We start from the raw sequence: 25,803 nt of genomic DNA on the forward strand, positions 1-25,803 counted from the left end.
GCCCGGGGGCGGCGGGGGGCGGGCCCGCCCCACCGCTCCTCGGGCGCGGCACCCCCCCCCGCCCCCCCCCACACCCCCCGGGCCCCCGTTTTCCCGGGGGGGCCTCGAGTCTACTGCGATGGGCTCAGACCACGCCTTGCGCCAGCATCGCATCGGCGACCTTGACGAAGCCGGCGATGTTGGCGCCCTTGACGTAGTTGATGCGGCCATTCTCTTCACCGTGATGCACGCAGGCATGGTGAATGTTCTGCATGATGCCGTGCAGACGCTCGTCCACCTCGCCGGCGCTCCAGTGCAGGCGCATGGCGTTCTGGCTCATTTCCAGGCCGCTGGTGGCCACGCCACCGGCGTTAGACGCCTTGCCCGGTGCGTAGCAGATACCGGCCTCGACGAACAGGTCCACCGCTTCCAGGGTCGAAGGCATATTGGCGCCTTCGGCCACGCAGATGCAGCCGTTCTTCAGCAGCGCGCGAGCATCCTCAGCGTCCAGTTCGTTTTGCGTCGCGCAGGGCAAAGCGATATCGCAGGCCAGGCCCCACGGACGCTGCCCGGCGAGGAACTGCAAACCATAGTGCTCAGCCATCTCGCGCAGGCGGGCACGACGCACGTTCTTCAGCTCCATCAAGTACTGCCACTGTTCGTCGCTGAGGCCACTCTCGGCATACAGGGTGCCTTCGGAGTCGGACAGCGAAATCACCCGTCCGCCCAGCTCCATGACCTTCTGCGCCGCGTACTGGGCGACGTTGCCGGAGCCGGAAACGGCCACGCGCTGGCCCTCGAAACCCCGGCCGATGCGCTTGAGCATCTCCTGGGCGAAGTATACGCAGCCGTAACCGGTGGCCTCCGGGCGGATCAGGCTGCCGCCATAACTCAGACCCTTGCCGGTCAGTACCGAGGTGAACTGGTTGGACAGACGCTTGTACTGACCGAACAGGTAACCAATCTCGCGACCGCCGACGCCGATGTCACCGGCCGGTACGTCCAGATCGGCGCCGATGTGACGGTACAGCTCGGTCATGAACGATTGGCAGAAGCGCATCACCTCGCCTTCGCTCTTGCCCTTGGGGTCGAAGTCCGAGCCACCCTTGCCGCCGCCCATGGGCAGCGAGGTCAGGGAGTTCTTGAACACCTGCTCGAAGGCGAGAAACTTGAGGACACCCAGGTTCACCGAGGGGTGGAAACGCAGGCCGCCCTTGTAGGGGCCGATGGCGCTGCTCATCTGGATACGGTAACCGCGATTGACCTGTACCTGGCCACGATCATTGACCCACGGCACGCGAAACAGAATGGCCCGTTCCGGCTCGACCATGCGCTCGAGAATGCCGGCATCGCGGTAGCGCGGGTTGGCCTCGAGGAAGGGCCACAGGCTGCGCACCACCTCTTCCACCGCCTGGTGGAATTCCGGCTGATGGGGATCGCGCTGCTTCAGGCGCGCCAGGAAAGAATCGACGGACAACGACATGCGGCACCTCGACACCACAAAGACAAAGTGGCCGGCACTCTAACAGGCAGCAAAGCACCAAAACAGATCAAAATGTCGCCTTGATGAAACTTTTTAGTGCACTAACTACGAATAAAGATTTGAAAGGCCTCTATCGCGCAATTATTCCCACCCAATAACGCACCAAATAATTGCATGCATCGCACAAAAATCGACCACCTATGATTGGGTCGGCCTCAGTGCTGGCGTTACAGCTTTTCCGAATGTGTGTGAGAAGGTTTTTCTTCGCAGGGGATCCAATGGAAGGCCAGGCGGTATGATGCCGCAAACCCTGCTACGAAACAGGAGGCTGCATGCCACTCGCTCAATTGATCAGCGCGGAACACCTTCAACAGCGTCTAGGCCAAAACGACCTGCTGGTACTGGACTGCCGCTTCGCCCTCGAAGACCCAGACTATGGGCGCCGCAGCTACGTCGATGGGCATATCCCGGGCGCGCACTTTCTCGACCTGGAGCAGGACCTGTCTGCCCCGGTGGTCAAGGGCGTAACCGGTCGCCACCCGCTCCCCGACCCGAGTTCTCTGGTCGAACGCCTGCGCAGCTGCGGTCTGCGGGCGGATAGCCAGGTCGTACTGTATGACGACGGCCCTGGGGCCTTCGCCGCACGCGCCTGGTGGTTGCTGCTGTGGCTGGGCAAGCGTGATGGCTTGTACCTGCTCGATGGCGGCCTGAAAGCCTGGCGTGAAGCCGGACAGGAACTGACCATCACACCACCGAGCAACACCCCGGGCGATTTCTCCGCGCAACCCGACAGCAGCCTGCTGCTGACTGCCGATCACCTGGCCCAGCACTTGGGCAACCCGGAGCTGACCCTGCTCGACGCGCGTGCACTGCCGCGTTTTCGCGGCGAGGTCGAGCCTCTCGACCCGGTCGCCGGGCATATTCCCGGTGCACGATGCGCCGTGTTCACCGACAACCTGGGTAAGGATGGCCGCTTCCTTCCGGCAACGGTACTGCGCGAGCGTTTCGACGAGCTGCGCGGCGAACGTCCGATGGAAAATCTGGTGGCTTACTGCGGCTCGGGGGTCACGGCCTGTCACAACCTGTTCGCCATGAGCCTCGCCGGTTATCCATTGGCGCCGCTCTACGCAGGCTCCTGGAGCGAGTGGATCACCGACCCGACGCGCCCGGTAGCCACGGGTGATTGATCGAGGGTTTTAAGCACCAATCGAAATATGCCCAATAACTCAAATCCGGAATCAATTTAAAAACAGACCTTTACAGCTGAAATATCGCACTAGACTTGAGAATGAGCGGCTAACCCCGCTCCCGGTGGGGCCTTTATCGAAGAGCCCAGACCGTTGAAAAACGTTAGCGAGGCAGGCAAGACAAGGCAAAAACAGCCGAGAAACGGTCGGAATCGCGCTCGATTTTACAAGCGTAAATGAGCATTTCGACTGGGCTCGCACACGAGGCTGTTTTTAACGCAGGATTGCCAACGCACGACTGCATGGATGCAGGAGGTAGAGCGACGCAGGAAGCCAAAGCCGAGATAGTTTTTCATCGGTCTGCAAACAGCTGCCACGCGCCCGGCCCCACCGGCACCCTTGCGAGGATGCCATGGGAATTGCCGCCTGCGATCTCAGCCAACATGTGATCCGCCCTACCCTGCTCTATCTCGAACGCCATAGCGCCACCGCCGAGGCACTGCTGCTAGGGGCTGCGGCTTGTCAGTCAGCTCTGGGCAGTGCGCTGGACACCCCGCAAGGCCACGGTTTGTATCGCATCAGCGAACAGCGCCACCAGATACTCTGGGACCAGCATCTGGCCTTCGACCCGGATCTTGCCAGCCGTGTACGTGGCCTCGCCAGCCAGCACGCATTCTTGGAAATGCCGCACATGGAGCTGACGGTCAATCTGCGTTACGCCACTGCCATTGCCTGGCTGATGATCGAAAGCGAAAAACTCGAGCTGCCGGCCGCTGATGACGTGCTGGCCATGGGCCGAATTTGGCGCAAGGTTTTTCAGCCGCAGGCGAGCCAACATGACTTTCTCGATGCCTGGCAACGCTGCATTGAGCCCGTAAGCCAGGCGGCCTGACCAGGCAGTCAGAAAATACAATTTAGAAAATCCATACATTATCCAACCAATTGTCCGACAATACGCTCTATTTCGGGAACTTCAGCGCCTTGGCAGGGGTCAGGAAAAACTGTAGCGTGCGCCCCCCCGCCTCACCACAGGAGCTTCCCCGTGAGCAAACGTCTTCTCAAGACCGGTCTTGCCGTCGCCATCACTGCCACCTCGAGCCATGGTTTCGCCAGCGGCTTCGCCCTCAACGAACAAAGCATTTCCGGTATGGGTACCTCCTTCGCCGGACGCTCATCGTCGGCCGACGATGCCAGTACCGTGTTCGGCAACCCGGCCGGCATGGCCCGCCTCAAGCGCGACGAAGTCTACGTCGGTGCTGCGGTGATTCACGCCAAAAGCGATATTAGCCACGCCAGCGCCAATGCGGGCCCGCTCGCGCTGTCTGGCAGTAACGACGGCGATATGGTGCCGACCACCGGCGTACCCATGGGCTATTACGTCAAGCCGCTGGACGACAAGGTCGCTTTCGGCCTGGGCATCTACGTGCCTTTCGGCCTGATGACCGACTATGAGAGTAATTTCCAAGGCCTTTATCACGCGGACAAGAGCTATGTACGAGTGATCACGATCCAGCCGACCCTGAGCTATCGCTTCAACGACAAGCTGTCAGTCGGCTTCGGCCCGACCTTCAACCATATCGAAGGCGAACTCAGCTCCTCCGTGCTCAACCCGCTGAGCCCTGGCAGCAACGATGGCAAGGTGCGGGTCAAGGGCGACGACACCGCCGTCGGCTTCAATGTTGGCGTGCTCTACGAGTTCACCCCGCAGACCCGTGCCGGCTTGGTCTACCATTCGCGGGTGAAGTACGAACTGGAAGGTGATACCCGCGTTTCCGGCAGCGGCATACTGGCGGGCGTAGCCGGCAAATACGACGCAAAGCTGGACCTGACCACGCCCGAATCGGTGGACATGTCGATCACCCATGACCTGACCGATGCGCTGACACTGCATGTTGGCAGCACCTGGACGCGCTGGAGCCGCTTCAAGGAAATCCGTGTGGAGAACGATTCAGCCACCCTACCGGCTCCGCTCGCCACCATCGTTGAGGAGCAGAACTGGCACGACACCTGGGCTCATGCGGTCGGCCTGTCGTACAAGGTCAACCCGCAGTGGACCCTGCGCACCGGTGTCGCCATCGACCAGTCGCCGATCAACAACGTCGACCGCTCGCCGCGCGTGCCATCCGGTGACCGTACCATCTTCAGCGTCGGTGCCGGCTGGAGCCCGAATCAGGACATGACCATCGATGTGGCCTATTCCTACCTGCAGGAAGAGTCGGTGGACGTGAACCACGCCAGCGCCACCCGCGGCACCTACAGTGCACGTTACAAGAACAGTGCACACGGTCTCGGCGCCTCGCTCAGCTACCGCTTCTAATCGGGCCACTGCATTGGCTAAACTCACGCGGCAGAACAACAATAAAAGCCGCGTGAGAACATCATGACTGCCCTCTGCACTACCCTGCCCGACAATCTCCGTCTCCTGTTGGTCGACGACCACCGCATTTTTCTCGATGGCCTGTCCCTGGCCCTGTCGCCGCTCAGTGCGAACCTGCAGATCCACACCGCGCACAGTGCCGCCGAAGCCGAGCAGTGCCTGCGCCAACACAGCTATGACCTGATCCTGCTCGACCTGCGCTTACCTGACGTGCCTGGCCTGGAGCTTTTGCAGCGTTGGCTGGCACGCGGCGAAAGCACGCCAGTGGCCATTCTCAGCGCCAGTGACTCGGCGCTGGATGCCCAGGCGAGCCTGGCGGCTGGCGCGCTCGGTTTCATCCCCAAGAGCTCCGATGGCCATGCCCTGCGTCAGTCGGTGACTCGCGTCCTGCTGGGTGAAACCCTGCCGGCGCCGACCAGCGCCTCACCGCTGACACCGAGGCAGCTGGAGATTCTCCAGCTACTGGCCGAGGGTCTACCGAACAAAGCCATCAGCCGCCAGCTGGGCCTGGCCGAAGACACGGTCAAGACCCACCTCAAGGCCCTGTTCGAAACCTTCGCCGTGCATACCCGCACCGCCTGTGTCAGTGCCGCGCGCCAGCGTGGCTGGCTGTGATCAACTGACGGCCTGGCGCGCTCGCAACTGAGTGGCCAGCACTTGACGCAAACGCGCCGGCAACAGCGGTTTGCTCAGGGGAATGACGTGAGCGGGCAAGCAGCGCTCGTGCAGCTCCGGGCTCAGGTCAGCACTGATCAGTAGAGCCGGCAGCATCAGCCCGGCCGCCTCACGTAGGCGCTCGATGGCCTGCAGGCCATCCTCCTGCTCGGCCAGCCGGTAGTCACTGATCAACAACTGCGGCGTATCGACACGCAATACCTGCAGCGCACTGGCCAGGTCAGCGCAAGCCTGCACCTCGCAGCCCCAGCGACGCAGCAAGCCAGCCAGCGCTTCACGCCCGGCTGGGTCGTCTTCGAGCAGCAGCACGCGCCCCTGCAAGGTCAATCCAGTATCGGCGCGCGGCGCTGCCACAGGTACCTCAGCCAGCGGCAAACGCAGGACGAAGCGTGCGCCCGCGCCCGGCTGTGAATGCAGGTGCAAGGGGTGCTCCAGCACCTCGGCCAGCTGCCGCACGATGGCCAGACCAAGACCGAGTCCGCGCTCGGCATTGCGCCCGGGATTGTCCAGTTGACGAAATTCCTCGAACACCAAGGCCTGCTCCGCCTCACTGAGGCCGCGACCATCATCGGCCACCTCCAACACGATCTCGTCGCCATCAGGCGCTGCGCTCAACCTCAGGTGCTGCGCCTGTGCGTGCAGCAGGGCATTGTTCAGCAAGTTGCGCAGCAGGCGTTCCAGCAGCAGCGGGTCGCTGTGCACGCCACAGTCGTCACAATGCAGCTGCAGATCTAGACCCTGCTGTTGTGCCTCTGGCGCCACTTCGGCAATCAGCCGTTCGAGCAAGAGGCGCAGCGCAAACGCGTGCGGCCTGGCCTGCACACCACCGGGTAAGGTCAGACGGGTGTAGTCGAGCAGCGATTGCAGCAGGCGCCCCAACTGCTCCACCGACGCGGCCAAGCGCGAGCTGATGCGCCGGGTCTGCAGGTCACAGCCCTGTTCCACCAGATGTTCGGCGTACAACCCCATGGCATTGAGCGGCTGGCGCAGGTCGTGACTGGCAGCTGCGAGCAGGCGCAGCTTGCGCGCGTCATCGGCTTCGGCGCGCTGACGCGCCAGATCGAGCAGGCGCAGGTTCAGCCAGGCACCGCGCTGACCATGCTCCTGCATATAGGCGCCGACGCTGCCGATCAGGTTGGCGCAGAACAGAAACAGGCCCTGGTAAGCCAGCGCGCCGCCGGTTTCACCGAACAGCACGCCGACGCCGATGAACAGCAGGCAGAAGCTCCAGCTACAAAGGCTGATCGCACGAAACGACAGCCCGAGCAGGGCGTAACCGAACAACAGGATGAGGAACAGACCGTCGTAGGGCATCGCCACGCCCTGCTGCCAGCACAGGTGAACGATCAACGCGACGCTGACGCCGTTGACCCAGTAGGCCGCGGCATAGACCAATGGCACCCTGGCAGGCGGTGCCTCGACCCGGCGGCAGTAGAAAAAGGACAGCGCCAACACCGCCAGCGCAAGCATACGCAGCGGTAGCACCGACAGGCTGACCGGAAGCGGCATGAGCAGAAAATCCAGCAGCGCATAAATCAACTGAAACAACGCTGCGATGGGGGCGATCAGCGGCAGGCGCCGACGAATGCGCAGCACCCGATGCTCGGCAAAGCCTGCCTCCAACTCGGCAGCGAAACGCAGCGAGCGATAGCCTCGGCGCTGCTGGGCCAGCAGCAGGCGCTCACTCATGGGCGGTATCCGTCAGTGGTCGAGCGGCTCCGGTTGCTTCGCGGCGATGGCGTCATAGGTTTCCACACGGTGTCGGTCTTCACTGCTGAACAAGCGCTCGCGCAGTTGACGCTGTAGTTGCTCGCCATCTGCTTCGCTCAGCCCCCGGCCTTGCAGGCTGGCCAGCTCATTGCGATAGGCCTGGTAGTGCTGCTGCCAATCGCGCTCGCGGCGCTGTTCATCCAGCAGGCGCTGCACGGTCTGCGGATCATAGGTCATCGCCAGGAACTCGCGCACCTGCTGCTCATCCGCGCCATCACGCCACAACTGCTCACTGCGCTGCAATTGTTCCAAAGCCAATTGCTGGCGCTGCTCGCTTTCTCGCAGCGCCTCGGGCAGACGCTCACGCAACTGCTCGAGCCTCTGCGCGCGCTGCGCCTCGCCGAGGTCATCACGCTGTTGCAATGCCAGGCTATCGAGGGTGTAACGGGCATAAGCCTGTTCGGCGCCGAACAGCGCCTCCTGCGCGGCCGCAGAGAAATGGGCGCGGCGCAACTCGTCGAGACGGGCAAAAGCCGACTGCAGTGCCTGCAACTGCGCCTTCGGTTCTACCTGCTGCTGGGCATCCAGCGGCTGCTGCATCAGCGCCATGCTGGCGCGCTTGTAGTCCAGATAATCACCGAGCAGGCTGATCATCTGCCCGAGAGCGGGCTCCGGCAGACGCCGGCCGGCATCGGCCAGCAGGGCCTCGATCACCGCATCGAGCCCGGAATGATCGACGGCGCTAAGGAAATAATCGAAATAGTCGCGCACCGCCAGGTCCAGCACCAGATTACCGGCCACATCGGTGCGCAGTTGGCCGTCCACGTTGGTATCGGCCAGGCTGGGCAAGGACTCGGCGACTGACGGCTGTGCCTCGACAGATGCCTCGGCGATAGGAAGCGACGTAGGTTCAGACGACGCTGCCCGTGACGGCACGGCGACAGCGACAGTTGGCAACGCCTCGGGTACCGCTGCCGGCCAGCGCCAGTACAGGGTAAGACCACCCGCAACCACCACGGCGACCAGGGAAAGACTGAAGAACTTGGACATGCAACCTCGCTGCGGCGGGTCACCCCGCCGCGTTCACCGGGATCAGACGCCCTTGTTCTTCAGGCGGTTGGCATGCTGGCGATACAGCGACACCGGCTCGGTCCACCCACGGATGCCGAACAGATGGTTGATCGCATCGACGTGATTCATGTGGTAGCTGTCGTCGATAACCTGCCCCAGGTAGGTGGAACACACGCCTACCAAACCGTCGTTCTTCTCGCTGCCGAACACCAGGCCGGTGAAGGCCAGGAAGGGATCGGCCGCATCAAGCACGTTGGTATAGGCGGCATTACCCGTCCAGGAGTAGTAGCGGATGCTGTGCCCACGCACGTTGTGCACTTCGGTGGACTTGGCGCAGTAGCTGCTGGTGTTGACGCCCCACGGGTGACGGCTGTTCAACGAACTGGTACCTGCGGTGGTCAGAGTGCCCAGCGCATTGATACCGCTCTGCGGGTTGCTCGACCCGGACAGCAGGTTGATCACCGCACCGAGGGCATTAGCGATGGCGTTGGCACCACCTTCGATCCCGCTGCCCGGTGGCAGCACGCCACGCACTACGTCAGCGACCTTGGAGCCCTTGTTGACGCCGTTGATCGAGGTCACCGAGGCGACCAGATCCGGACGCAGCGAAGCCGCCACGCGCGAAGTCGGCGAACCCTGACTGTGACCGATCAGGTTGACCTTGCCGCCACCGGCAGCGGCCCAGGGCACGATCTGCCGGGCCAGCTCGGCGCCACGCTGCTCGCTATCGTTGAAGGCCGCGACGCTGGCGACGTGCACTCGCGCGCCGTCGCGTTCGAGGTTCCAGGGAATGGTGTGGAAGTAGTTGACCAGGCCACCGATGGTGTTGAAACCGGTCACGCCGTGTACCAGCACGATCGGGTACTTGGTCTTGGTGTAGTTGGCCTGGGCCTCGACGGCGCCAAGTAGAGCGAGTGTTGCCAGGGCAGCGGTATAGACGCGACGCATGGGTGCCTCCTTATTGTTCTTGTCGGGCACGCCGGGTGAACTGCGTCCGGCGCCTGGCCTGTCTAGGCAGGCGGACGGACACGGCCCATCGCCCAGATGGGTGAAGGGCCGCGAAACAAAAAGACCCAGAACCTGTTCAAAGTCTCGCGAGCTAGAGTCATGCAAGGCAAAAGCAGGAGAGGAAGCGGAGTGTGCTGTAGCACATGAGCATTCCGAACCTGTTTTTAACGCAGCAGGGCCGACGCGCAGCAGACTTTGAATAGGTTCTCAGGGTTGCGAAGCGATCGCCTTCTCGACGGCGGCGATCAACTCGGGATCATCCGGCTTGGTCAGGCTGGAGAAGCTGGCCACCACCTTGCCCTGACGGTCGACCACGTACTTGAAGAAATTCCAGCGCGGCTGCCGGCTCTGCTCGGCCAGGCCCTTGAACAATGGGATGGCGTTGGCACCGGAAACCGGCTGCGGTTCGGTCATGGCGAAGGTCACGCCGTAGTTGACGTAGCAGACAGTGGCCGTTTCCTTGCTGTCGGCGGATTCCTGGCGGAAGTCGTCAGATGGCACGCCGAGCACTTCCAGGCCCTGATCCTTGTAACGCTGGTACAGCGCCTCGAGCCCTTTGAATTGCGGGGTGAAGCCGCAGAAGCTGGCGGTGTTGACCACCACCAGCGGCTTGCCCGAGAACTGACAGAGTACGATGTTTTCACCTTTGGCGCGCAGCTTGGGCAGCTCGCCCTGCAGCATGGCCGGACATTCGGCGGCCAGCACCGGCAGCGCCAGGCTGGACAGCAATAGGGAACAGGCAAGACGGCGAAGGGACATGGCAGTGACCTCAGGCGATGACGCGATTGCACCACGCTACTCGCAGGCCCAGCCGCAAGCAACTAGCAGATACCGACACCCAGCTGCAGCAGCGCCAGCCCACCCTGGCGCCAGCCCCACCAGGCCAAAGCCAGCAGCGTACCGAAGCCCAGCGCCGCGGCACTGAGCGTCAGCACCTTACGACTCATGCCGGCGCGCCCTGCAGACGCGCCACCGGCACCTCACGTACCGGCCAGTTGAGCGCGGCGGCCATCAGGCTGAGGCCGATGGAAATCTGCCAGACCAGGTCGTAGCTGCCGGTGGTGTCGTAGAGGTAACCGCCCAGCCAACCACCGAGGAAGGAGCCCAGTTGGTGGAACAGAAAGACGATACCGCCGAGCATCGACAGGTTGCGCACACCGAACAGGGTGGCCACGGTACCGTTGGTCAGCGGCACGGTAGACAGCCATAGCAGGCCCATAGCGATACCGAACAGGTAGGCGCTCCACTGCGTCAGTGGCGCCACCAGAAACAGCGTGATCACCACGCCACGCAACAGGTACAGGATGCTCAGTAGACGCGGCTTGGACATGCGTCCGCCGAGCCAGCCGGCGATGTAGGTGCCGAAGATATTGAACAGGCCAACCAGCGCCAGCACCGTGGTACCAGTCAACGCCGGCAGATGGTGATCGACCAGGTAGGCTGGCAGATGCACGGCGACAAACACCACCTGGAAACCACAGACGAAGAAACCCAGCGCCAGCAGCCAGAAACCGGAGTGGCTGGTAGCCTCACGCAGCGCTTCGATCAACGTTTGCTGTGGACCATTGCTCGCAGGTGGAGGCGTCTCCTTGATCATCACTGCGAGCGGAATCATCAACGCCACCAGCAGCCCCAGGGCCAGCAGTGCTGCCGACCAACCGAGCCAGCCGATCAGCCCGAGCGTGCCCGGCAACATCGCGAACTGCCCAAACGAGCCTGCCGCCGCAGCGACGCCCATGGCCATGCTGCGTTTCTCTGGCGGTACGGCGCGACCGACCACACCCAGGATCACCGAGAACGATGTGCCGGACAGCCCGATGCCGATCAGCAAACCGGCACTCAGCGACAGCGATAGCGGCGAATCGGCCATGCTCATCAGCATCAGGCCGAGCATGTACAGCACACCGCCAACGACGACCGCCTTGCGCGCGCCAAAACGGTCGGCCAGTGCTCCAGTGATCGGCTGCGCCAAACCCCAGATCAGATTCTGTAGCGCGATGGCGAAGGCGAACACCTCGCGGCCCCAGCCGAACTCCGCACTCATCGGCGGCAGGAACAGGCCGAAACCATGCCGGGTGCCAAGCGACAGCGCCAGGATCAGTGACGCGCCAAGCAGCAGCCAGGTGGTTGAGCGCCATGCAGTTGTCATCAGTCTCTCCAGCGAACGCCCGTTAACGACCGTTCAGGCAGTAAAAATGAGTTGGCCATTAGGCCAGTTGTTCGAGCAACCTCATCAATTCGGCACGGCGACCTTCGCCCAGTTGCGCGGTCACCTCGCGCTGTGCCTGTTCCCACAGCGGCAGCGCCAGATCGATGCGTTGAAGGCCGGCCTCTGTGAGCCGTACCTCGCGAGCGCGCAAGTCGCGCCCCTCTCCCAGTTGCACCAGCCCCTGTTCCTCCAGCACCCGCACGTTGCGCCCCAACGTACTACGATCCAGCCCCATGGCCTCGGCTAGCACGGAAATGCTCGGCTGCCCGAGCCGCTGTACGTGGCGCAGCAGGGAAAACTGCGCACCGCCAAGCCCGACAGCAGCCAAGGCGTCATCGTAGAGACGGGTAACGCCGCGACTGGCGCGGCGCAGTTGGGTACAGAGGCAGGAGGTCGGCAACATGGATACAGGTATATACCCGCATCAACGATTCACACTCATACAGTTATGCACTGGGTCGGCATAACAGTTGTGTCAGAGATTCAGCGCTAGCGCTAAAAGTGCGCCGCACTCAGCCAGCTCGACCAGTGCACCGGCCGTATCACCCGTGGTGCCGCCGAGACGTTGCAGCAAGGCGCGGCGCAGCCAGGCGAACAGCAGCAAGCCCGTCGCCAGCACCAGCAGGCCCTGCCAGCCGAACAGCAGCATGCCCAGCAGGTGCAGGCCCAGCACCCAGGGCAATTGTCGGCGCGGCAAGTGATCGACCAGCGCCTGCCCCAGTCCACCGGCCCGCACATAGGGCGTGGTCGCCAACAGCAGTGGCAACAGGCTGCGTCCCAGCCAGGGCAACAGCAGCAGGTAGATCCCCTGCCCGGCCTGCAGCAGCGTGAACAAGGCGGCGAACTTGAGAAGCAACAGCAGAACCAGCACCACTACTGCGATAGGCCCGCTGCGAGGGTCTTTCATGATCGCCAGGGTGCGCTCGCGGTCACCAAAACCGCCGACCCAGGCATCCGCGGTGTCGGCCAGGCCATCCAGATGCAGGCCGCCGCTCAGCCCCACCCACAGCGCCAGAATGATCGCTGCCTGCAATAACGCCGACGTCTGCCCCAGCAGCAGGTGCGCGCCCCATAACAGCAGGCCGAGCAACAGGCCTACGGCCGGATACCAGAGCAGCGAACGCCCCACCTGCTCCGGCGAGGGCATGCCAGGCAGCGTGACAGGCAAGCGAGTGAGGAACTGCAGGGCGATCAGCAGCGCAATCATGGCAATTCCGTCAGTTGCCCGTCGGCATCCAGGCTCAGGCGAAAGCGCTGGGCGTAGCCGACGTTGACCTGCAGTAGCTCCTGGCGTGGCAGACAGCGGGCTCGCGCCAGCAGCAGACGCATGACACCGCCATGAGTGATCAGCAGCAGGCGCTCACCCGCATGATTCTGCTGCAAGCGCCGTATGGCAGCCAGAATGCGCGCCTCGAACTGCAGCAACGGCTCGCCATTGGGCGGCGTGAACGCATAGGGGTCGGCCCAGAACTGGCCCAATGCCTCGGCATCGCTGTGCATCAGCTCGGCAGCGCTACGCCCTTCCCAGTCACCGAAATGCAGCTCCTGCAGGCCGGGCTCAAGGTGCAGCGGCAAACCATGGGCGGCGGCCAGCTCCTCGGCAAAGCGGGCACAACGCTGCAGCGGCGAGCTGATCAGGCGACCCCAGGGGCCGGCGCCCTGCACGGCGGCACGCAACTGCGCCCAGCCCTGCTCGGTGAGTGCATCGTCCAGGCTGCCGCGCAAACCGCCCCCCAGTTCGGTCTCGCCATGGCGCAGCAATTCCAGCTGCAGCATCAGCTCGGTCTCTCGGCAACGGCAGCTTCAGCGAAGGTCGCCATCTGGCCGTGCAGGGCGCAGGCCAGGCGCAGCAACGGCACGGCCAATGCGGCGCCGCTGCCCTCGCCCAGTCGCAGGCCCAGTTCCAGCAGCGGTCCGGCCTGCAGCGCCTGCAGCACGCGCACATGGCCTGGCTCAGCGCCGTGGTGGGCGAACAACAGCCAGTCGCGGCAACCAGGGTTCAGGCGCACGGCAAGCAAGGCAGCGACGCTGCAGATAAAGCCATCGACCAATACCGCGACACCCTGCTGCGCAGCGGCCAGGTAAGCACCAACGAGGGCGGCGATCTCGAAGCCACCCAAGTGGATCAGCGCTTGCAGCGGATCGACGATCTGCCTCCGGTGCAGCGCCAGCGCGGCGTCGATCACCCGCGCCTTGTGCGCCACACCAGCACCATCCAATCCGGTACCAGGGCCTGCCAGTTCGCTCGCCGGGCAATCCAGTAGCCAGCAGGCCAGCGCGGCCGCCGCGGTGGTGTTGCCGATGCCCATCTCGCCACCGACGAACAGGTCGCAACCACTGGCGCGCGCGCGTTGGACGCTGTCGCGGCCAGCTTCCAGGCAAATCATCGCCTGGGCCAAGGTCATCGCTGGATCGCGGGCGAAATTCTGCGTGCCGGCGCCGACCTGCAGATGACGCACGCCAGACAGCGGCGGCAGTGGTTCGGCAGTCCCCAGGTCGATCACCTCCAGCGCTGCGTCCAACTGACGCGCGAGCACGCTGATGGCCGCACCGCCAGTGACGAAGTTGGCCAGCATCTGTCCGGTCACTGCCTGCGGATAGGCGGAAATGCCCTCAGCCACCACGCCATGATCACCGGCAAAGATGGCGATCCACAGCTTGTCCAGGCTCGGCCGCTCGCGCCCCTGTAATGCGGCCAGATGGATGGCGAGACTCTCCAGCCGCCCCAGCGAACCCGCCGGCTTGGTCAATTGCTGCTGACGCGTCTCGGCCTTGATCCGTGCAACATGATCCAGCGGCTGACACGGCCCTTGCCACCATTGCAGGCTCATAACACCTCCCCCTTCAACACCATGGGCAAACCGGCAACTGTGAACAGCACGCGCTGGCTGCGCTCGGCCAGTGCCTGGTGCAGCCAGCCGGCTTCATCGACATAACGACGGGTGAGCTCGCCCAGCGGCACCACGCCCAGCCCGGTTTCATTGCTGACCAGCAGAATGCGCCCCGGCAGTTGCTCCACGCAGTCGAGCAGCGCCTCACGTTCGGCTGCCAGACGAGCAGGATCATCCAGCATCAGCAGGTTGGTCAGCCACAGGGTCAGGCAGTCCACCAGCAGGCAACGGCCGGGCGCAGCCTGTTCGCGCAGCACGCGGGCGAGTTCCAGCGGCTCTTCGACCAGCGCCCAATGCTCTGGTCGCCTTGCGCGATGCTGAGCGACGCGCGCATTCATCTCGCCATCGAGCAGCTGGCTGGTGGCGATATAGACGACCTCCAATCCGGACTCGTCGGCCAGCTTCTCGGCCAGCCGGCTCTTGCCGGAACGAGCACCGCCGAGGATCAATTCAAGCATCTTCTCTCCGTAGGGTGCGCTGTGCGCACCATTTCAAAACCTGCGGGTGCCGCGCGCGCCCTACCCCAGGCCGCAAAGCGCCTTGAGTTTTTCGGTATCCAGGTGCAGCTCCACCTGATCGGCCAGGCGCTCGATATCGCGCTCGCGCAGCGCCTGGTAATCCACCGCCTGCACCTCATGCAGCCCGGCCCAGCGCAACAGCGCAGCGAACGCCGAGGGTTGCTCGAACAGGCCATGCAGGTAGGTACCGAACACCTGGCCATCGGCGCTGAGGCCACCGTCGCTGCACCCGTCATCGAGCTGCACGGCGCCATTGAGCCCTGGCCCACGACTGACGCCGGCATGAATCTCGTAACCGCTGACATCAGCCTGCTCCAGGCACAACCGACCGCGCACGTTGCGCAACTGTTTCTCCGGCTCCAGCACCGTCTCGAAATCCAGCAGACCGAGACCTTGGCTACTGCCGGCAACACCTTCCAGGCCGTGCGGATCGTGAATCTGCCGCCCGAGCATCTGCAGGCCACCGCAGATACCCAGAACCTTGCCGCCATAACGCAGGTGGCGGGTGATGGCAGCATCCCAGCCCTGCTCACGCAGCCGCGCGAGATCGGCGCGCACACTCTTGGAGCCGGGCAGGATGATCAGGTCCGCTGGCGGGATGGCCTGACCGGGCCCGACGAAAGTCAGCTGCACCTGCGGATGCAGACGCAACGGATCGAAATCGGTGTGGTTGCTGATGCGCGGTAATACTGGCACCACCACGCGCAAGGCCTGTTCATCCTTGGTCTGCTGGCGGGTATCGACGGCGTCCTCGGCTTCCAGATGAAAATCCATCAGGTACGGCAGCACGCCGAGCACGGGCTTGCCGGTACGCTGTTCGAGCCAGTCCAGCCCCGGTTTGAGCAGTGCGATATCACCGCGAAAGCGATTGATCACGAACCCTTGGATGCGCGCCTGCTCGCTCGGGCTGAGCAGCTCCAGGGTGCCGACCAGATGAGCGAACACGCCACCCTTGTCAATATCGGCGATCAGGATTACCGGGCAATCGACTGCCTCGGCAAAGCCCATGTTGGCGATGTCACCGGCACGCAGGTTGATCTCGGCCGGCGAGCCGGCGCCTTCGACCAGCACCAATTGATGGCTCTCCAGCAGACGAGTATGGGACTCCAGCACCGCCGCCATCGCCACCGGCTTGTAGCCGTGATAGGTCAGTGCCTGCATATTGCCGATGGCCCGGCCGTGGATGATCACCTGGGCGCCCATGTCGCTGTTGGGCTTGAGCAGCACCGGGTTCATGTCGGTATGTGGCTGCAGCCCGGCCGCCTGCGCCTGCACTGCCTGCGCCCGGCCGATCTCGCCGCCATCGGCGGTCACCGCAGAGTTGAGCGCCATGTTCTGTGGCTTGAATGGTGCCACGGACACGCCCTGGCGCCGCGCCCATCGGCACAGGGCCGTCACCAGCGTGCTCTTGCCGGCATCGGAGGTGGTGCCCTGCACCATCAAGGTGGCCATCAGGGCGTTTCCTCGAGACTGGCCAGGATCGGCGCGCACTCCAGCAGCCCCTGCTCCAGCCGCAGCCAGCCAGCCTCATCCGCCGGCAGGCCGAAACGCAGACTGTCCAGCTCGGCGAACAGCCGCACCAAAATGCCGCGCCGCGCCAACAGCTCCATGCAAGGCACCGCCCGACGGGTGCAACTGAACTGGAACAGCGCCGAGCCACCGGTCACCGGCATGCCGCAATCACGCAGCAGCACCGCCAGACGCTCGCCATCGGCCAGCAGGCGTTCACGCTGAAGGCGCTGCCCCTCGCCATCGACCAGCAGGCTGAGCGCCACAATGCGCGCTGGGCCACTGACGGCCCAGGGCCCCAGCAGCGTTTCCAGCTCCTCCAGCAGAGCCTGAGCAGCCAGGACGAAGCCCAGACGCAGTCCAGCCAGACCGAAGAACTTGCCGAACGAGCGCAGCACAATCAGCCCCGGCATGTCGCTGTAGGCAGCCAGGCTGTGCTCCGGCGTGCAGTCGATGAAGGCTTCGTCGACCACCAGCCAGCCGCCGCGCTCGGCCAGATCATCGTGCCAGTCGAGCAGGCGCGCCGGCTCGATCAGTCGGCCGGTCGGATTGTTCGGGTTGACCACCAGCAGCACATCCAACTGCGGCAAGGCGCGATGCACCGAACCCTCGCTGAGCTTGGTGACGCGATGGCCTTCACGACGCCAGGCAGCAGCATGCTCGGCGTAAGTGGGTGCGATGATGCCGACGCTGGCGTTACGACGCAGACGCGGCAAGGCCTGGATCGCCGCCTGCGAACCGGCTACCGGCAGCAGGCTGACGGCGCCGTAATAATCGCGCGCGGCCTGCTCCAGGCCGTCATCCGCTTCAGGCAGGCGCGCCCAGGCAGAGCCGGGCACGGCCGGCAGCTCCCAACCGTAGGGCGCAACCCCGGTGGACAGATCCAGCCAGTCCTCCAGTGGGATGCCATAGCGCTGCGCTGCGGCACGCAGTCGACCTCCATGCTCAAGCAACCCAGACCTCCCATACGATCAGGCACAGCAACCATAAGCCAACGCCCGCGACGACTCGATTCATCGCCCGCTCGATATCCCGCGCACGCGGCGCCGGGCCTTCGCCCAACTGCGGGCGTTCATGCCGCTCGCCGTGATACTCCGCCGCCCCGCCCAGGCTCACGCCCAGGCTGCCTGCGCCAGACGCCATCACCGGGCCAGCATTGGGACTGTCCCACAGCGGCGCCTGCTTGCGCCAGCACCTAAGCGCCGGGACGGTACGTCCAAGCAGTGCGTAGGTCAGCGCCACCAGGCGCGCCGGCAGGTAATTGAGCCCGTCATCGATCTTCGCCGCGGCCCAGCCAAAACGCTCGAAGCGCTCGTTGCGGTAGCCCCACATGGCATCAAGGGTATTGCTCAGGCGGTACAGCACCACACCCGGTGCACCCGCCACGATGAACCAGAACAAGGCGGCGAACACTGCGTCAGAGCCGTTCTCCAGCACAGACTCGGTGCCGGCACGCGCCACACCCGTGGCATCCAGTTCGGCAGTGTTGCGGCTGACCATCCAGCCGACGCGCTCGCGCGCCAGAGCCAGGTCCCCCAGGCGCAGCGCGCGGGCCACCGGTTGCGCATGCTCGTAAAGGCTACGCAGGCCGAGGGCGAAATACAGGGCGAAGATTTCCACGGCCCAGCCCAGACCACTGACCTGTACCAGCAGCCAGGTGAGCAGGGTAAGCGGCAGCACCGCCAGGCACCAGGCGGTGACGCCATGACTGCGCCAGCCGCCGCCAGCCGGGTTGAAACGCTGCTCCAGGCGCTCGGCCAGGCGACCGAAGGCCACCAGCGGGTGCGCGTGCCGGGGCTCGCCCAGTACGGCGTCCAGCGCCACGCCGACACAGGTGATCAGCGCCAGACTCATCGTTCAGTCACCCCGAACTCCCCATTGATTCTCGAATAGCAGCTCGCTCAGCGGCCGTGGCGTGGCCCAGCCCTCTTCCACCAGCATCGGTTTCTCATAGAAGGCGTGCACCGGCCCCAGGCACAGCAACGCCACCGGTTTGCTGCCAGCCGGCATGCCCAGTAGCCCGGCCAGCGCCTCGGGGTCGAACAGCGACACCCAGCCCACGCCCAGCCCTTCGGCTCGTGCAGCCAGCCACAGATTTTGAATGGCGCAGGCCACCGAGGCCATATCCATTTCCGGCAAGGTGCGCCGCCCGAAGATATGCGCTTCGCGTCCCTCCATCAGCGCCACGGCCAGCAGCTCGGCGCAGTCGCGAATACCTTCGACTTTGAGCCGCATGAATTCGTCCGAACGCTCGCCCAAAGCTTCGGCGGTACGCACACGCTCGGCCTCCACCAGCGCATGAGCCGCCTCACGCAATTGCGGATCGCGAATGCGCAGAAAGCGCCACGGCTGCATCAGGCCGACGCTGGGGGCGTGGTGCGCCGCTTCGAGCAGGCGCGCCAGCACCTCGGGCGGCACCTCGCCGCCGGCAAAATGGCGCATGTCTCGACGCTCGGCGATGGCGCGGTATACCGCGGCACGCTCCTGCGCGTTGAAGGCATGGTCGGTCACGGACGCAACAGCGCGGCGGCTGCCTCCGGGTTGGAGGGCAGGTAGAAGTGTATATAGCTGGCGGTGAGTCGACCCAGGCGGTACACCGCCTCGGCCACTGGTTTGCCATTCGGGCAACGGCCAAGCACCAGCGGCGCAAGCGGGCTTTCCAGACGCGAGTGATGGTAGCTGTGGCCACGTAGCTCGCCTTCGGGCAACGTCACTTCCTGCAGGGCCAACGCGGTCAGCCGCGGCTGCAAGGCCGCGCTGCCGCTGAGCAGGCCGAGCATGCGCCCGCTGGCACCTTGCTTGTCGCGCAGCTCATCGAGCAGGTAGAGCATGCCGCCACATTCGGCAAGCAGCGGTTTGCCGGCCTGGTGATGGGTACGAATCGCTTCAGCCATGACCTGATTGCTCTCCAGTTCGGACAGGTACAACTCGGGGTAACCACCAGGCAGGTACAGACTGTCGACGTCGGGCAACGCGCTATCGACCAGTGGAGAGAAGTAGCGCAGTTCGGCGCCGAGCGCCTGCAGCAAGTCGAGATTGGCCTGATAAAGGAAGGCGAACGCGGCATCGCGAGCGACACCGATGCGTACGCCATTCAGCAAGGGCGCAGGTTCATCGAACTGCGGCGCGGCAAAACTCACCGCTGGCGGCAGGTCGACATCGGCGCTGGCCGCCAGCGCATCGGCCGCAGCATCCAGGCGCGCATCCAGATCGGCCAACTCAGTTGCCTGCACCAGGCCCAGATGCCGACTCGGCAACTCCACCGCGGCACTGCGCGGCAAGGCGCCGAACCAGCGAATGCTGGGCGGCAGGGCATCGCGCAGGATATCGCCATGGCGCGTGCTGGCGACGCGGTTGCCGAGCAGCCCGGCAAAGGGCAAGTCAGGCTGGAAGGTGGCTAGGCCGTGGGCCAGCGCACCGAAGGTCTGCGCCATGGCCGAACCATCGATAACCCCCAGCACCGGCACGCCGAAATGACGCGCCAGGTCGGCCGCCGACGGTTTGCCGTCGAACAACCCCATCACACCTTCGATCAGGATCAGATCCGCTTCGCCCGCGGCCTGCCACAGCAGGCGACGGCTTTCTGCCTCACCGACCATGGCCAGGTCGAGCTGATACACCGGTGCACCGCTGGCACGAGCGTGGATCATCGGGTCGAGAAAGTCCGGTCCGCACTTGAACACTCGCACCCGCCGTCCCTGGCGCGTGTGCAGGCGCGCCAGGGCAGCAGTCACAGTGGTCTTACCCTGGCCGGAAGCCGGGGCGGCAATCAACAGAGCCGGACAGTGACGTGCTTCCATCAGAATTCGATGCCCTTCTGCGCCTTTACCCCGGATTTGAACGCATGCTTGACCAGGCTCATCTCGGTGACCGTATCAGCCGCCTCGATCATCCCCGGCAAGGCACCACGCCCGGTCACTACCACGTGCTGCAGCAGCGGCCGAGCCTCGATATCGGCCAGCACTGCGTCCAGTTCGAGGTAGCCATGCTTGAGGGCAATGTTCAGCTCGTCCAGCACCACCAGGCCGACGGACTCGTCGTTCAACAGGCGCCGAGCCACCGCCCAGGCCTCGTGCGCCTTGGCGATATCGCGCTGGCGGTCCTGGGTTTCCCAGGTAAAGCCCTCACCCATCACGTGGTAGCTGACTTCCTCGGGAAAGCGGCGGAAGAAGGTTTCCTCACCGGTGCTGGCAGCGCCCTTGATGAACTGCACCACACCGACCTTGAGGCCATGACCGAGCGCACGCGCGACCATACCGAAGGCACTGCTGCTCTTGCCCTTGCCATTGCCGCTGTGTACCAGCAACAGACCGTATTCGTCCTGGGCCTGGGCGATCTTTTCGTCGATCAGGGCTTTCTTGCGCTGCATGCGCGCCTTGTGGCGGGCATCGCGTTCGGTGGACTCGCTCATGCTGTGCTCCTGTACATCAGGCACCCGCGTCGACTGTCGGTAAACAGTACGAGCAACGATGGGGAGCAGATCGCGATGGTCCGCGCGTCCTCACCCAGGCGCCAATGGCTGGTCAGGCGAGCGGAAGACAGGAAGCACAACACCCCGGAAAAACCGGAGCGTCGGCCGGACAACGCCCTCCGCGATGCCGTGAAAATGCGACAGGCCGGTCTCCGGACTCGTGAGCGAACCCAAAGGTTCGGCACCGCGCCTTCCCGTGCGGTGCACAGTGGCCTTGAGCGGTGTTTGACTCACCTACCGTTGCGGGGGCAGCGCCGGCATTCGGACCGGCTTCCCTGTTTCACCCCATGGCTACCATTCACGGCAACTCGGGGCACCTGAAGCAAGGCGCGCAGGTTAGAGGCTGGCAGCCCTGCGCGTCAACGCCGAGACCGCTCAATGCCTGGGGGTGAAGCCCGGCGGCTGCTGGCCAGCCATTCGACGAAGGTGCGCAAGCGCTCATCACCCAGCAGCGCGTCACGACTGTTGTAGGTCAGCGCCAGCTCCTTTTCGCTGAACAGCCGGTGAATCTGATTGTGGCAGGCGCGGCAGACCCAAAGCGTAGCCGTGATGCGCTCATGACGAGCGAAACGCTTCTGCACGTAGGTCTTGTCGTGCAGTGCCTTGGGAATCAGATGATGACGCGTCAACGCAACGGGCCGCGCGCACAGCTCGCACACCTCGGGCTGAGGCGGTAGGCGAATGGGATCGACCATGGACAGTAATTCAGGGGTTACGCGCTAGCTCTGGCGTGATGACGCGCTTGGCATCGAGATAGACGCCCTGCCAATAACCGCTGGTGAGGGTGTCCAGGCGCACCGTACCGCCGGTAGAGGGAGCATGCACGAAGCGGCCGTCGCCGACATAGATGCCGGCATGGCTGACGGTGCGCCCACCATTGGTGGCAAAGAACACCAGGTCACCACTTTTCAAGGCGTCGCGGCGGACATCAGGGGTGCGCATGGCACTCAGCTCACGCGTCGAACGCGGCAGACTGATACCGGCAGCATCACGATAAACGTAGCCGATCAGGCCACTGCAGTCGAAACCACCTTCCGGGGTATTGCCACCATAGCGATACGGCGTACCGACCAGACCGAGGGCACGGAACAGCACGTCTTCAGCGCCGCCCTGATAAGACGACGAAGAGACTGGAGGGGTGTAACTGGGCTGGGGAGAGGGAGCGCGACTGCTGCAGGCACTCAGCAGCAGAACGAGAGCGATGAGGGCAACACGGGTCGTGACGGGCATAAACGAGGCGATCCTGAGCCTGAATGCGCTCTACTCTGCCCGAGACACGACGAACGGCGCAACCCTGGGGTTACGCCGTGCTACATCAGTTGTTGCGCTTGGCGGCAACCTGCTCTTCCACCGGAGCCAGCGCCAGTACGCGCTTGGCCTGCAGATAACTGCGGTTCCAGTAGCTGTCGTCGAGGCTGTCGATGCGCACACCACCGCTGCGGCTGCTGCTGGAGTGAATGAACTGATCATCACCCAGGTAGATGCCGGCATGACTGACGCGACCACGACCACGATCATTGAACAGGATCAGATCACCCGGTTCTAGATCGGCGCGCGCCACCTTCGGCGCATCGAGGTTGATCAGCTCACGCGTGGAACGTGGCAGTTCCAGGCCGACTTCCTCGCGAAACAGGTAGCCGACGAAACCGCTGCAATCGAAACCGGATTGCACCGAGGTGCCACCGTAGCGATAGCGAGTGCCGATCAGCGAACGCCCGAGATCGAGCAGGCTGTCGGCCAGCTGCGGCATTTCATAGGGTTTGTCGTCGATCAGCGCGGTGATTTCATCGTCTGCAGGCTCAACCTGCTGAGAGAGCGGGCGAGCAACTGGCTCGGCTGTAGCGTCGTCTATCTGCGGTTGCGGCGAGTGGCCGGCGCAGGCAGCGAGCAACACTGTGAGTGCAAGAGGCACGAGGGGTGCGAAGCGTTTTAGCATGGGCACGACCGTGTCGGTTGAATTTACAAGTCGGCGACTATGCCTTCTACAAGGCCCATTTGCAAATTCTATCGTTAGAAATGTGACCCAGTAGTTTCGCCGCGCCATCTAAAGCGCCCGACCATGCCTGCAGCCGGGCGATTCAGACGCTAGCAGGCCGTTGAAAAACGTAGCCGAGGCAGCCAGTGCAAGGCAAAAACAGGCGAAAAAGCGCAGTTTACGAGTTGTAAATGAGCATTTTGAGCCTGTTTTTAACGCAGCAATGGCAACGCAGGTAGTTTTTTCAACAGCCTGCTAACCGAGAATCTCGCTCAAGGGAATGAAGCGCAGCATATCCCCTTCGCTCAGCGTGCTGCCTTCCATCACCTCGGCCAAGCCTTCTGCCCAGGCGGCGCTGCGCAAAACGCCAGAACTCTGGTTGGCGTAAGGCACCACACGCCCCTGCTCCAGACGCGCCCGCAGGTACTCGCGGCGCATGCCCGGCTTGCGCCAGGTAAAACCTGCCGGTACCGCGAAGCCCAACGGCTCGACCCGATGCACGCCAAGACGACGCAACATATAAGGACGCGCCAGCAGTCCGAAGGTAACCAGCGTCGAAGCCGGGTTTCCCGGCAGGCCTATTACCGGAACCCCTTGATAGTGACCGAAGGTCAACGGCTTACCGGGCTTGATCGCCAGTTTCCACAGCGCCAGTTCGCCCGCCTCGCGCAAGGCCATGCCGAGGAAATCCGCCTCCCCCACCGAAACGCCACCCGTGGAGAGAATCAGATCGACCTCGCCCAAGGCCCCCAGCGCTTCGCGGGTACGCTGCAGATCATCGGGCAAGATGCCCGCATCCACCACGCTGCAGCCCAGACGCTGCAACCAGGCAATCAGCAGACGCCGATTGCTGTTGTAGATCTGCCCTGGACCAAGCGCCTGACCCGGCTCTACCAGTTCGTCGCCAGTGGACAGCACGGCAACACGCAGGCGCCGGCGCACCGAAAGCTGCGCCGCCCCCAAAGACGCCGCCAACCCTAGCTCGATAGGCCCCAGGCGCGTACCGGCTGGCAAAACACCTTCGCCGACGCGGGTTTCCTGACCTTGAGCTCGAACGTTCTGGCCAATTTTCAGCGGCTCACGGAAGTGTACCCGCCCCGCCTCATCCAGCTCGACGTTCTCCTGCATTTCGACGGTATCGGCACCTGCCGGCAGCGGCGCACCGGTGAAGATGCGCGCACAGGTACCCGGTTCCAGCGACACAGGCGCAGTTCCGGCCTGAATACGCTGACTGACCGGCAGAGCCTGGCCGTTCCAATCAGCCAGGCGCAGCGCATAACCGTCCATGGCGCTGTTGGCCCATGGTGGCAAATCCAGCGCCGCAATCAGCGGCTCGGCCAGCACCCGCCCATCGGCCTCGGCCAGCGCAACCAGCTCGTTCTGCTCGATGGACGCCGCCTCTGCCAACGCCAGCAGGCGCTCCAGCGCCGCCTCCATCGGCAACAGTCCTGGATGATCGCAACCACTCATCCGCGCGTCTCGCAGGCGCCCACCTGCTTCAGATGCGGCACGAAGTTGCAGGGACGATGACGCGCATCCAGTTGCTCACCGAGGATGCCGTCCCAGGCAGTGCGGCAGGCGTTGGTCGAGCCCGGCAGGCAGCACACCAGAGTGCCGTTGGCCAGACCGGCCAGCGCGCGCGACTGGATGGTAGAAGTGCCGATATCGGCCACAGAGATCTGCCGGAACAACTCGCCGAAACCATCGACCTGCTTGTCCAGCAGGCAGGCGACCGCCTCCGGCGTGCTGTCACGCCCAGTGAAACCGGTACCGCCGGTGATCACCACCACCTGCACCTGATCCTCGGCGATCCAGGTCGCTACCTGGGCGCGGATCTTGTACAGATCATCCTTGAGCAGAACGCGAGCGGCCAATTGGTGGCCAGCGGCGGTCAGGCGGTCGACCAGCAGTTGACCCGAGGTGTCGGTCTCCAACGTGCGTGTGTCGCTGACGGTAAGCACGGCAATGTTCAGCGGCACGAAAACCGCATCGGCCTTGTGGTTCATGGCAGGCATCCAATTGGGAGAGAATGGGCGCTGTTATATCACACAGCCTGTCTTCGGAGACCGCCCGCATGCCCGTATCCAACCCACTACCCACCTGCTCGGTGCTGCTGCTTTCCGGCGGCCGAGGCCAGCGCATGGGTGGCCGTGACAAGGGCTTGCTGGACTGGCGCGGCCGCCCACTGATCGCCTGGTTGCATGACCTGACCAGACCCTTGAGCGACGACCTGATCATCTCCTGCAACCGCAACACCGAGCGCTATGCGCCTTATGCCGACCAACTGGTCACCGACGAAGATCAGGATTTTCAGGGCCCACTGGCTGGTATCCGCGCCGGCATGGCTACGGCACGCCATGAGCAAATGCTGGTCCTGCCCTGCGACGCCCCGCTGGTCGACCACGCGCTGATCGAGTCGCTGCTAGCGCACGCGGGACCCCAACCGGTGGTGATTCGCCAGGGCAACTACTGGCAACCGTTATTCTGCCTGCTGCCGACACGACTGAAAGACGACCTGGAACGTGCATGGCAATCCGGAGAACGCAGCCCGCAGCGCTGGTTCGGTAAATTAGCGCCCATCGCTGTCGATTGCCCCATAGAGGATGCACGACTAGCCAACCTCAATACGCCGGAAACCTTGGCGAGTCACGCCCCTTCGCACTGAAACACCACGCACTCAGCGGAACTCATACGACAGTTTTACGTCTGAGCGAGGGTATAGCCCCACCTTTTGTACTCA

The 25,803-nt window shown here is 63.9% G+C and carries 27 protein-coding genes, 1 pseudogene and 1 riboswitch; of the genes and pseudogenes, 5 read left to right on the plus strand and 23 right to left on the minus strand.

The features are described 5' to 3' along the window. Nucleotides 1-124: 124 nt before the first annotated feature. Nucleotides 125-1,462: an NADP-specific glutamate dehydrogenase gene (gene gdhA, locus EGJ86_RS06940; RefSeq protein ID WP_125834548.1), complete on the minus strand. Its 1,338-nt coding sequence runs from the start codon at nt 1,460-1,462 to the stop codon at nt 125-127. Nucleotides 1,463-1,794: 332 nt separating this feature from the next. On the opposite strand from gdhA, the gene EGJ86_RS06945 reads away from it, so the two are divergent. The 4 genes from EGJ86_RS06945 (at nt 1,795) to EGJ86_RS06960 (ending at nt 5,641) form a co-directional block, all read left to right on the plus strand. Continuing rightward, complete coding sequence (locus EGJ86_RS06945) at nt 1,795-2,649, plus strand: sulfurtransferase (protein WP_125834549.1); 855 nt, start codon at nt 1,795-1,797, stop codon at nt 2,647-2,649. A gap of 412 nt (nt 2,650-3,061) precedes the next feature. Further along, entirely contained in the window at nt 3,062-3,541 is a 480-nt protein-coding gene (locus EGJ86_RS06950) for a hypothetical protein (protein ID WP_106733924.1), read from the plus strand. 150 nt (nt 3,542-3,691) lie between these two features. Next, complete coding sequence (locus EGJ86_RS06955) at nt 3,692-4,966, plus strand: OmpP1/FadL family transporter (RefSeq protein WP_125834550.1); 1,275 nt, start codon at nt 3,692-3,694, stop codon at nt 4,964-4,966. Nucleotides 4,967-5,029: 63 nt separating this feature from the next. Then, nucleotides 5,030-5,641 (plus strand): response regulator, encoded by a 612-nt coding sequence (locus EGJ86_RS06960; RefSeq protein ID WP_125834551.1) that lies wholly within the window; start codon nt 5,030-5,032, stop codon nt 5,639-5,641. Here EGJ86_RS06960 and EGJ86_RS06965 read toward each other — a convergent pair whose 3' ends face one another. The 22 genes and pseudogenes from EGJ86_RS06965 to moaB form a co-directional block, all read right to left on the minus strand. Beyond that, on the minus strand, nt 5,642-7,390 hold the full coding sequence (locus EGJ86_RS06965) for a hybrid sensor histidine kinase/response regulator (protein ID WP_125834552.1): 1,749 nt from the start codon (nt 7,388-7,390) through the stop codon (nt 5,642-5,644). A 12-nt stretch (nt 7,391-7,402) separates the two neighbouring features. After that, nucleotides 7,403-8,461, minus strand: a complete 1,059-nt coding sequence (locus EGJ86_RS06970; RefSeq protein WP_125834553.1) for a lipase secretion chaperone — start codon at nt 8,459-8,461, stop codon at nt 7,403-7,405. Between the two features lie 42 nt (nt 8,462-8,503). After that, nucleotides 8,504-9,430 carry a triacylglycerol lipase gene (locus EGJ86_RS06975; protein ID WP_125834554.1) on the minus strand — a complete coding sequence of 309 codons (927 nt, stop codon included), beginning with the start codon at nt 9,428-9,430 and terminating at the stop codon, nt 8,504-8,506. 267 nt (nt 9,431-9,697) lie between these two features. After that, nucleotides 9,698-10,249 (minus strand): glutathione peroxidase, encoded by a 552-nt coding sequence (locus EGJ86_RS06980; RefSeq protein WP_125834555.1) that lies wholly within the window; start codon nt 10,247-10,249, stop codon nt 9,698-9,700. 62 nt (nt 10,250-10,311) lie between these two features. Continuing rightward, nucleotides 10,312-10,437: a hypothetical protein gene (locus EGJ86_RS25285; protein WP_256672108.1), complete on the minus strand. Its 126-nt coding sequence runs from the start codon at nt 10,435-10,437 to the stop codon at nt 10,312-10,314. Further along, a complete protein-coding gene (locus tag EGJ86_RS06985) occupies nt 10,434-11,639 on the minus strand; it encodes an MFS transporter (RefSeq protein ID WP_125834556.1) in 1,206 nt (401 codons plus the stop codon). Before EGJ86_RS06985 ends, EGJ86_RS25285 begins: the two co-directional genes overlap by 4 nt. A gap of 58 nt (nt 11,640-11,697) precedes the next feature. Beyond that, entirely contained in the window at nt 11,698-12,102 is a 405-nt protein-coding gene (locus EGJ86_RS06990; protein ID WP_099525285.1) for a MarR family winged helix-turn-helix transcriptional regulator, read from the minus strand. A 72-nt stretch (nt 12,103-12,174) separates the two neighbouring features. Beyond that, nucleotides 12,175-12,906 carry an adenosylcobinamide-GDP ribazoletransferase gene (locus tag EGJ86_RS06995; RefSeq protein WP_125834557.1) on the minus strand — a complete coding sequence of 244 codons (732 nt, stop codon included), beginning with the start codon at nt 12,904-12,906 and terminating at the stop codon, nt 12,175-12,177. Continuing rightward, on the minus strand, nt 12,903-13,478 hold the full coding sequence (gene cobC, locus EGJ86_RS07000) for an alpha-ribazole phosphatase family protein (protein ID WP_177432796.1): 576 nt from the start codon (nt 13,476-13,478) through the stop codon (nt 12,903-12,905). The genes EGJ86_RS06995 and cobC overlap by 4 nt, the downstream gene beginning before the upstream one ends. Further along, the gene (gene cobT / locus EGJ86_RS07005; RefSeq protein ID WP_125834559.1) at nt 13,475-14,530 is read right to left on the minus strand and encodes a nicotinate-nucleotide--dimethylbenzimidazole phosphoribosyltransferase; all 1,056 of its coding nucleotides are present in this window, start codon (nt 14,528-14,530) and stop codon (nt 13,475-13,477) included. The genes cobC and cobT overlap by 4 nt, the downstream gene beginning before the upstream one ends. Beyond that, nucleotides 14,527-15,048, minus strand: a complete 522-nt coding sequence (cobU, locus tag EGJ86_RS07010) for a bifunctional adenosylcobinamide kinase/adenosylcobinamide-phosphate guanylyltransferase (protein WP_125834560.1) — start codon at nt 15,046-15,048, stop codon at nt 14,527-14,529. Before cobU ends, cobT begins: the two co-directional genes overlap by 4 nt. Nucleotides 15,049-15,108: 60 nt before the next feature. Further along, nucleotides 15,109-16,560, minus strand: a complete 1,452-nt coding sequence (locus tag EGJ86_RS07015; protein WP_125834561.1) for a cobyric acid synthase — start codon at nt 16,558-16,560, stop codon at nt 15,109-15,111. After that, a complete protein-coding gene (cobD, locus tag EGJ86_RS07020) occupies nt 16,560-17,570 on the minus strand; it encodes a threonine-phosphate decarboxylase CobD (RefSeq protein ID WP_125834562.1) in 1,011 nt (336 codons plus the stop codon). The genes EGJ86_RS07015 and cobD overlap by 1 nt, the downstream gene beginning before the upstream one ends. Further along, nucleotides 17,563-18,471, minus strand: coding sequence for an adenosylcobinamide-phosphate synthase CbiB (gene cbiB, locus EGJ86_RS07025; RefSeq protein ID WP_125834563.1), 909 nt, complete (start codon nt 18,469-18,471; stop codon nt 17,563-17,565). Before cbiB ends, cobD begins: the two co-directional genes overlap by 8 nt. A gap of 3 nt (nt 18,472-18,474) precedes the next feature. Then, nucleotides 18,475-19,128 (minus strand): 5,6-dimethylbenzimidazole synthase, encoded by a 654-nt coding sequence (gene bluB / locus EGJ86_RS07030; RefSeq protein WP_125834564.1) that lies wholly within the window; start codon nt 19,126-19,128, stop codon nt 18,475-18,477. Next, complete coding sequence (locus EGJ86_RS07035) at nt 19,125-20,417, minus strand: cobyrinate a,c-diamide synthase (RefSeq protein ID WP_125834565.1); 1,293 nt, start codon at nt 20,415-20,417, stop codon at nt 19,125-19,127. Before EGJ86_RS07035 ends, bluB begins: the two co-directional genes overlap by 4 nt. Continuing rightward, nucleotides 20,417-21,028 (minus strand): cob(I)yrinic acid a,c-diamide adenosyltransferase, encoded by a 612-nt coding sequence (cobO, locus tag EGJ86_RS07040; protein WP_125834566.1) that lies wholly within the window; start codon nt 21,026-21,028, stop codon nt 20,417-20,419. The genes EGJ86_RS07035 and cobO overlap by 1 nt, the downstream gene beginning before the upstream one ends. Nucleotides 21,029-21,213: 185 nt before the next feature. Then, nucleotides 21,214-21,424: riboswitch (cobalamin riboswitch) on the minus strand. A 39-nt stretch (nt 21,425-21,463) separates the two neighbouring features. Continuing rightward, nucleotides 21,464-21,783, minus strand: a pseudogene (locus tag EGJ86_RS07045) (hypothetical protein). A 10-nt stretch (nt 21,784-21,793) separates the two neighbouring features. Further along, nucleotides 21,794-22,318 carry a C40 family peptidase gene (locus tag EGJ86_RS07050; protein ID WP_125834568.1) on the minus strand — a complete coding sequence of 175 codons (525 nt, stop codon included), beginning with the start codon at nt 22,316-22,318 and terminating at the stop codon, nt 21,794-21,796. An 85-nt stretch (nt 22,319-22,403) separates the two neighbouring features. Next, complete coding sequence (locus EGJ86_RS07055) at nt 22,404-23,024, minus strand: C40 family peptidase (RefSeq protein ID WP_045732989.1); 621 nt, start codon at nt 23,022-23,024, stop codon at nt 22,404-22,406. Between the two features lie 294 nt (nt 23,025-23,318). Next, nucleotides 23,319-24,533, minus strand: coding sequence for a gephyrin-like molybdotransferase Glp (gene glp, locus EGJ86_RS07060; RefSeq protein WP_125834569.1), 1,215 nt, complete (start codon nt 24,531-24,533; stop codon nt 23,319-23,321). Further along, nucleotides 24,530-25,069, minus strand: coding sequence for a molybdenum cofactor biosynthesis protein B (moaB, locus tag EGJ86_RS07065; protein WP_045732987.1), 540 nt, complete (start codon nt 25,067-25,069; stop codon nt 24,530-24,532). The genes glp and moaB overlap by 4 nt, the downstream gene beginning before the upstream one ends. Nucleotides 25,070-25,137: 68 nt before the next feature. Here moaB and mobA point away from each other — a divergent pair, with 68 nt between their 5' ends. Then, on the plus strand, nt 25,138-25,728 hold the full coding sequence (mobA, locus tag EGJ86_RS07070) for a molybdenum cofactor guanylyltransferase MobA (RefSeq protein ID WP_125834570.1): 591 nt from the start codon (nt 25,138-25,140) through the stop codon (nt 25,726-25,728). The last annotated feature ends 75 nt before the right edge of the window (nt 25,729-25,803 follow it).

Origin of the sequence: Pseudomonas sp. o96-267 (genome assembly GCF_003935465.1) — a bacterium.
Lineage (GTDB): Bacteria > Pseudomonadota > Gammaproteobacteria > Pseudomonadales > Pseudomonadaceae > Aquipseudomonas > Aquipseudomonas sediminis.

Bases quoted from the DNA above. Each gene is read 5' to 3' on its own strand.
- gdhA (WP_125834548.1), bottom strand. From the start codon at position 1,462: ATGTCGTTGTCCGTCGATTCTTTCCTGGCGCGCCTGAAGCAGCGCGAT.
- EGJ86_RS06945 (WP_125834549.1), top strand. From the start codon at position 1,795: ATGCCACTCGCTCAATTGATCAGCGCGGAACACCTTCAACAGCGTCTA.
- EGJ86_RS06950 (WP_106733924.1), top strand. From the start codon at position 3,062: ATGGGAATTGCCGCCTGCGATCTCAGCCAACATGTGATCCGCCCTACC.
- EGJ86_RS06960 (WP_125834551.1), top strand. From the start codon at position 5,030: ATGACTGCCCTCTGCACTACCCTGCCCGACAATCTCCGTCTCCTGTTG.
- EGJ86_RS06965 (WP_125834552.1), bottom strand. From the start codon at position 7,390: ATGAGTGAGCGCCTGCTGCTGGCCCAGCAGCGCCGAGGCTATCGCTCG.
- EGJ86_RS06970 (WP_125834553.1), bottom strand. From the start codon at position 8,461: ATGTCCAAGTTCTTCAGTCTTTCCCTGGTCGCCGTGGTGGTTGCGGGT.
- EGJ86_RS06975 (WP_125834554.1), bottom strand. From the start codon at position 9,430: ATGCGTCGCGTCTATACCGCTGCCCTGGCAACACTCGCTCTACTTGGC.
- EGJ86_RS06980 (WP_125834555.1), bottom strand. From the start codon at position 10,249: ATGTCCCTTCGCCGTCTTGCCTGTTCCCTATTGCTGTCCAGCCTGGCG.
- EGJ86_RS25285 (WP_256672108.1), bottom strand. From the start codon at position 10,437: ATGAGTCGTAAGGTGCTGACGCTCAGTGCCGCGGCGCTGGGCTTCGGT.
- EGJ86_RS06985 (WP_125834556.1), bottom strand. From the start codon at position 11,639: ATGACAACTGCATGGCGCTCAACCACCTGGCTGCTGCTTGGCGCGTCA.
- EGJ86_RS06990 (WP_099525285.1), bottom strand. From the start codon at position 12,102: ATGTTGCCGACCTCCTGCCTCTGTACCCAACTGCGCCGCGCCAGTCGC.
- EGJ86_RS06995 (WP_125834557.1), bottom strand. From the start codon at position 12,906: ATGATTGCGCTGCTGATCGCCCTGCAGTTCCTCACTCGCTTGCCTGTC.
- cobT (WP_125834559.1), bottom strand. From the start codon at position 14,530: ATGAGCCTGCAATGGTGGCAAGGGCCGTGTCAGCCGCTGGATCATGTT.
- cobU (WP_125834560.1), bottom strand. From the start codon at position 15,048: ATGCTTGAATTGATCCTCGGCGGTGCTCGTTCCGGCAAGAGCCGGCTG.
- EGJ86_RS07015 (WP_125834561.1), bottom strand. From the start codon at position 16,560: ATGGCCACCTTGATGGTGCAGGGCACCACCTCCGATGCCGGCAAGAGC.
- cbiB (WP_125834563.1), bottom strand. From the start codon at position 18,471: ATGAGTCTGGCGCTGATCACCTGTGTCGGCGTGGCGCTGGACGCCGTA.
- EGJ86_RS07035 (WP_125834565.1), bottom strand. From the start codon at position 20,417: ATGGAAGCACGTCACTGTCCGGCTCTGTTGATTGCCGCCCCGGCTTCC.
- cobO (WP_125834566.1), bottom strand. From the start codon at position 21,028: ATGAGCGAGTCCACCGAACGCGATGCCCGCCACAAGGCGCGCATGCAG.
- EGJ86_RS07050 (WP_125834568.1), bottom strand. From the start codon at position 22,318: ATGCCCGTCACGACCCGTGTTGCCCTCATCGCTCTCGTTCTGCTGCTG.
- EGJ86_RS07055 (WP_045732989.1), bottom strand. From the start codon at position 23,024: ATGCTAAAACGCTTCGCACCCCTCGTGCCTCTTGCACTCACAGTGTTG.
- glp (WP_125834569.1), bottom strand. From the start codon at position 24,533: ATGAGTGGTTGCGATCATCCAGGACTGTTGCCGATGGAGGCGGCGCTG.
- moaB (WP_045732987.1), bottom strand. From the start codon at position 25,069: ATGAACCACAAGGCCGATGCGGTTTTCGTGCCGCTGAACATTGCCGTG.
- mobA (WP_125834570.1), top strand. From the start codon at position 25,138: ATGCCCGTATCCAACCCACTACCCACCTGCTCGGTGCTGCTGCTTTCC.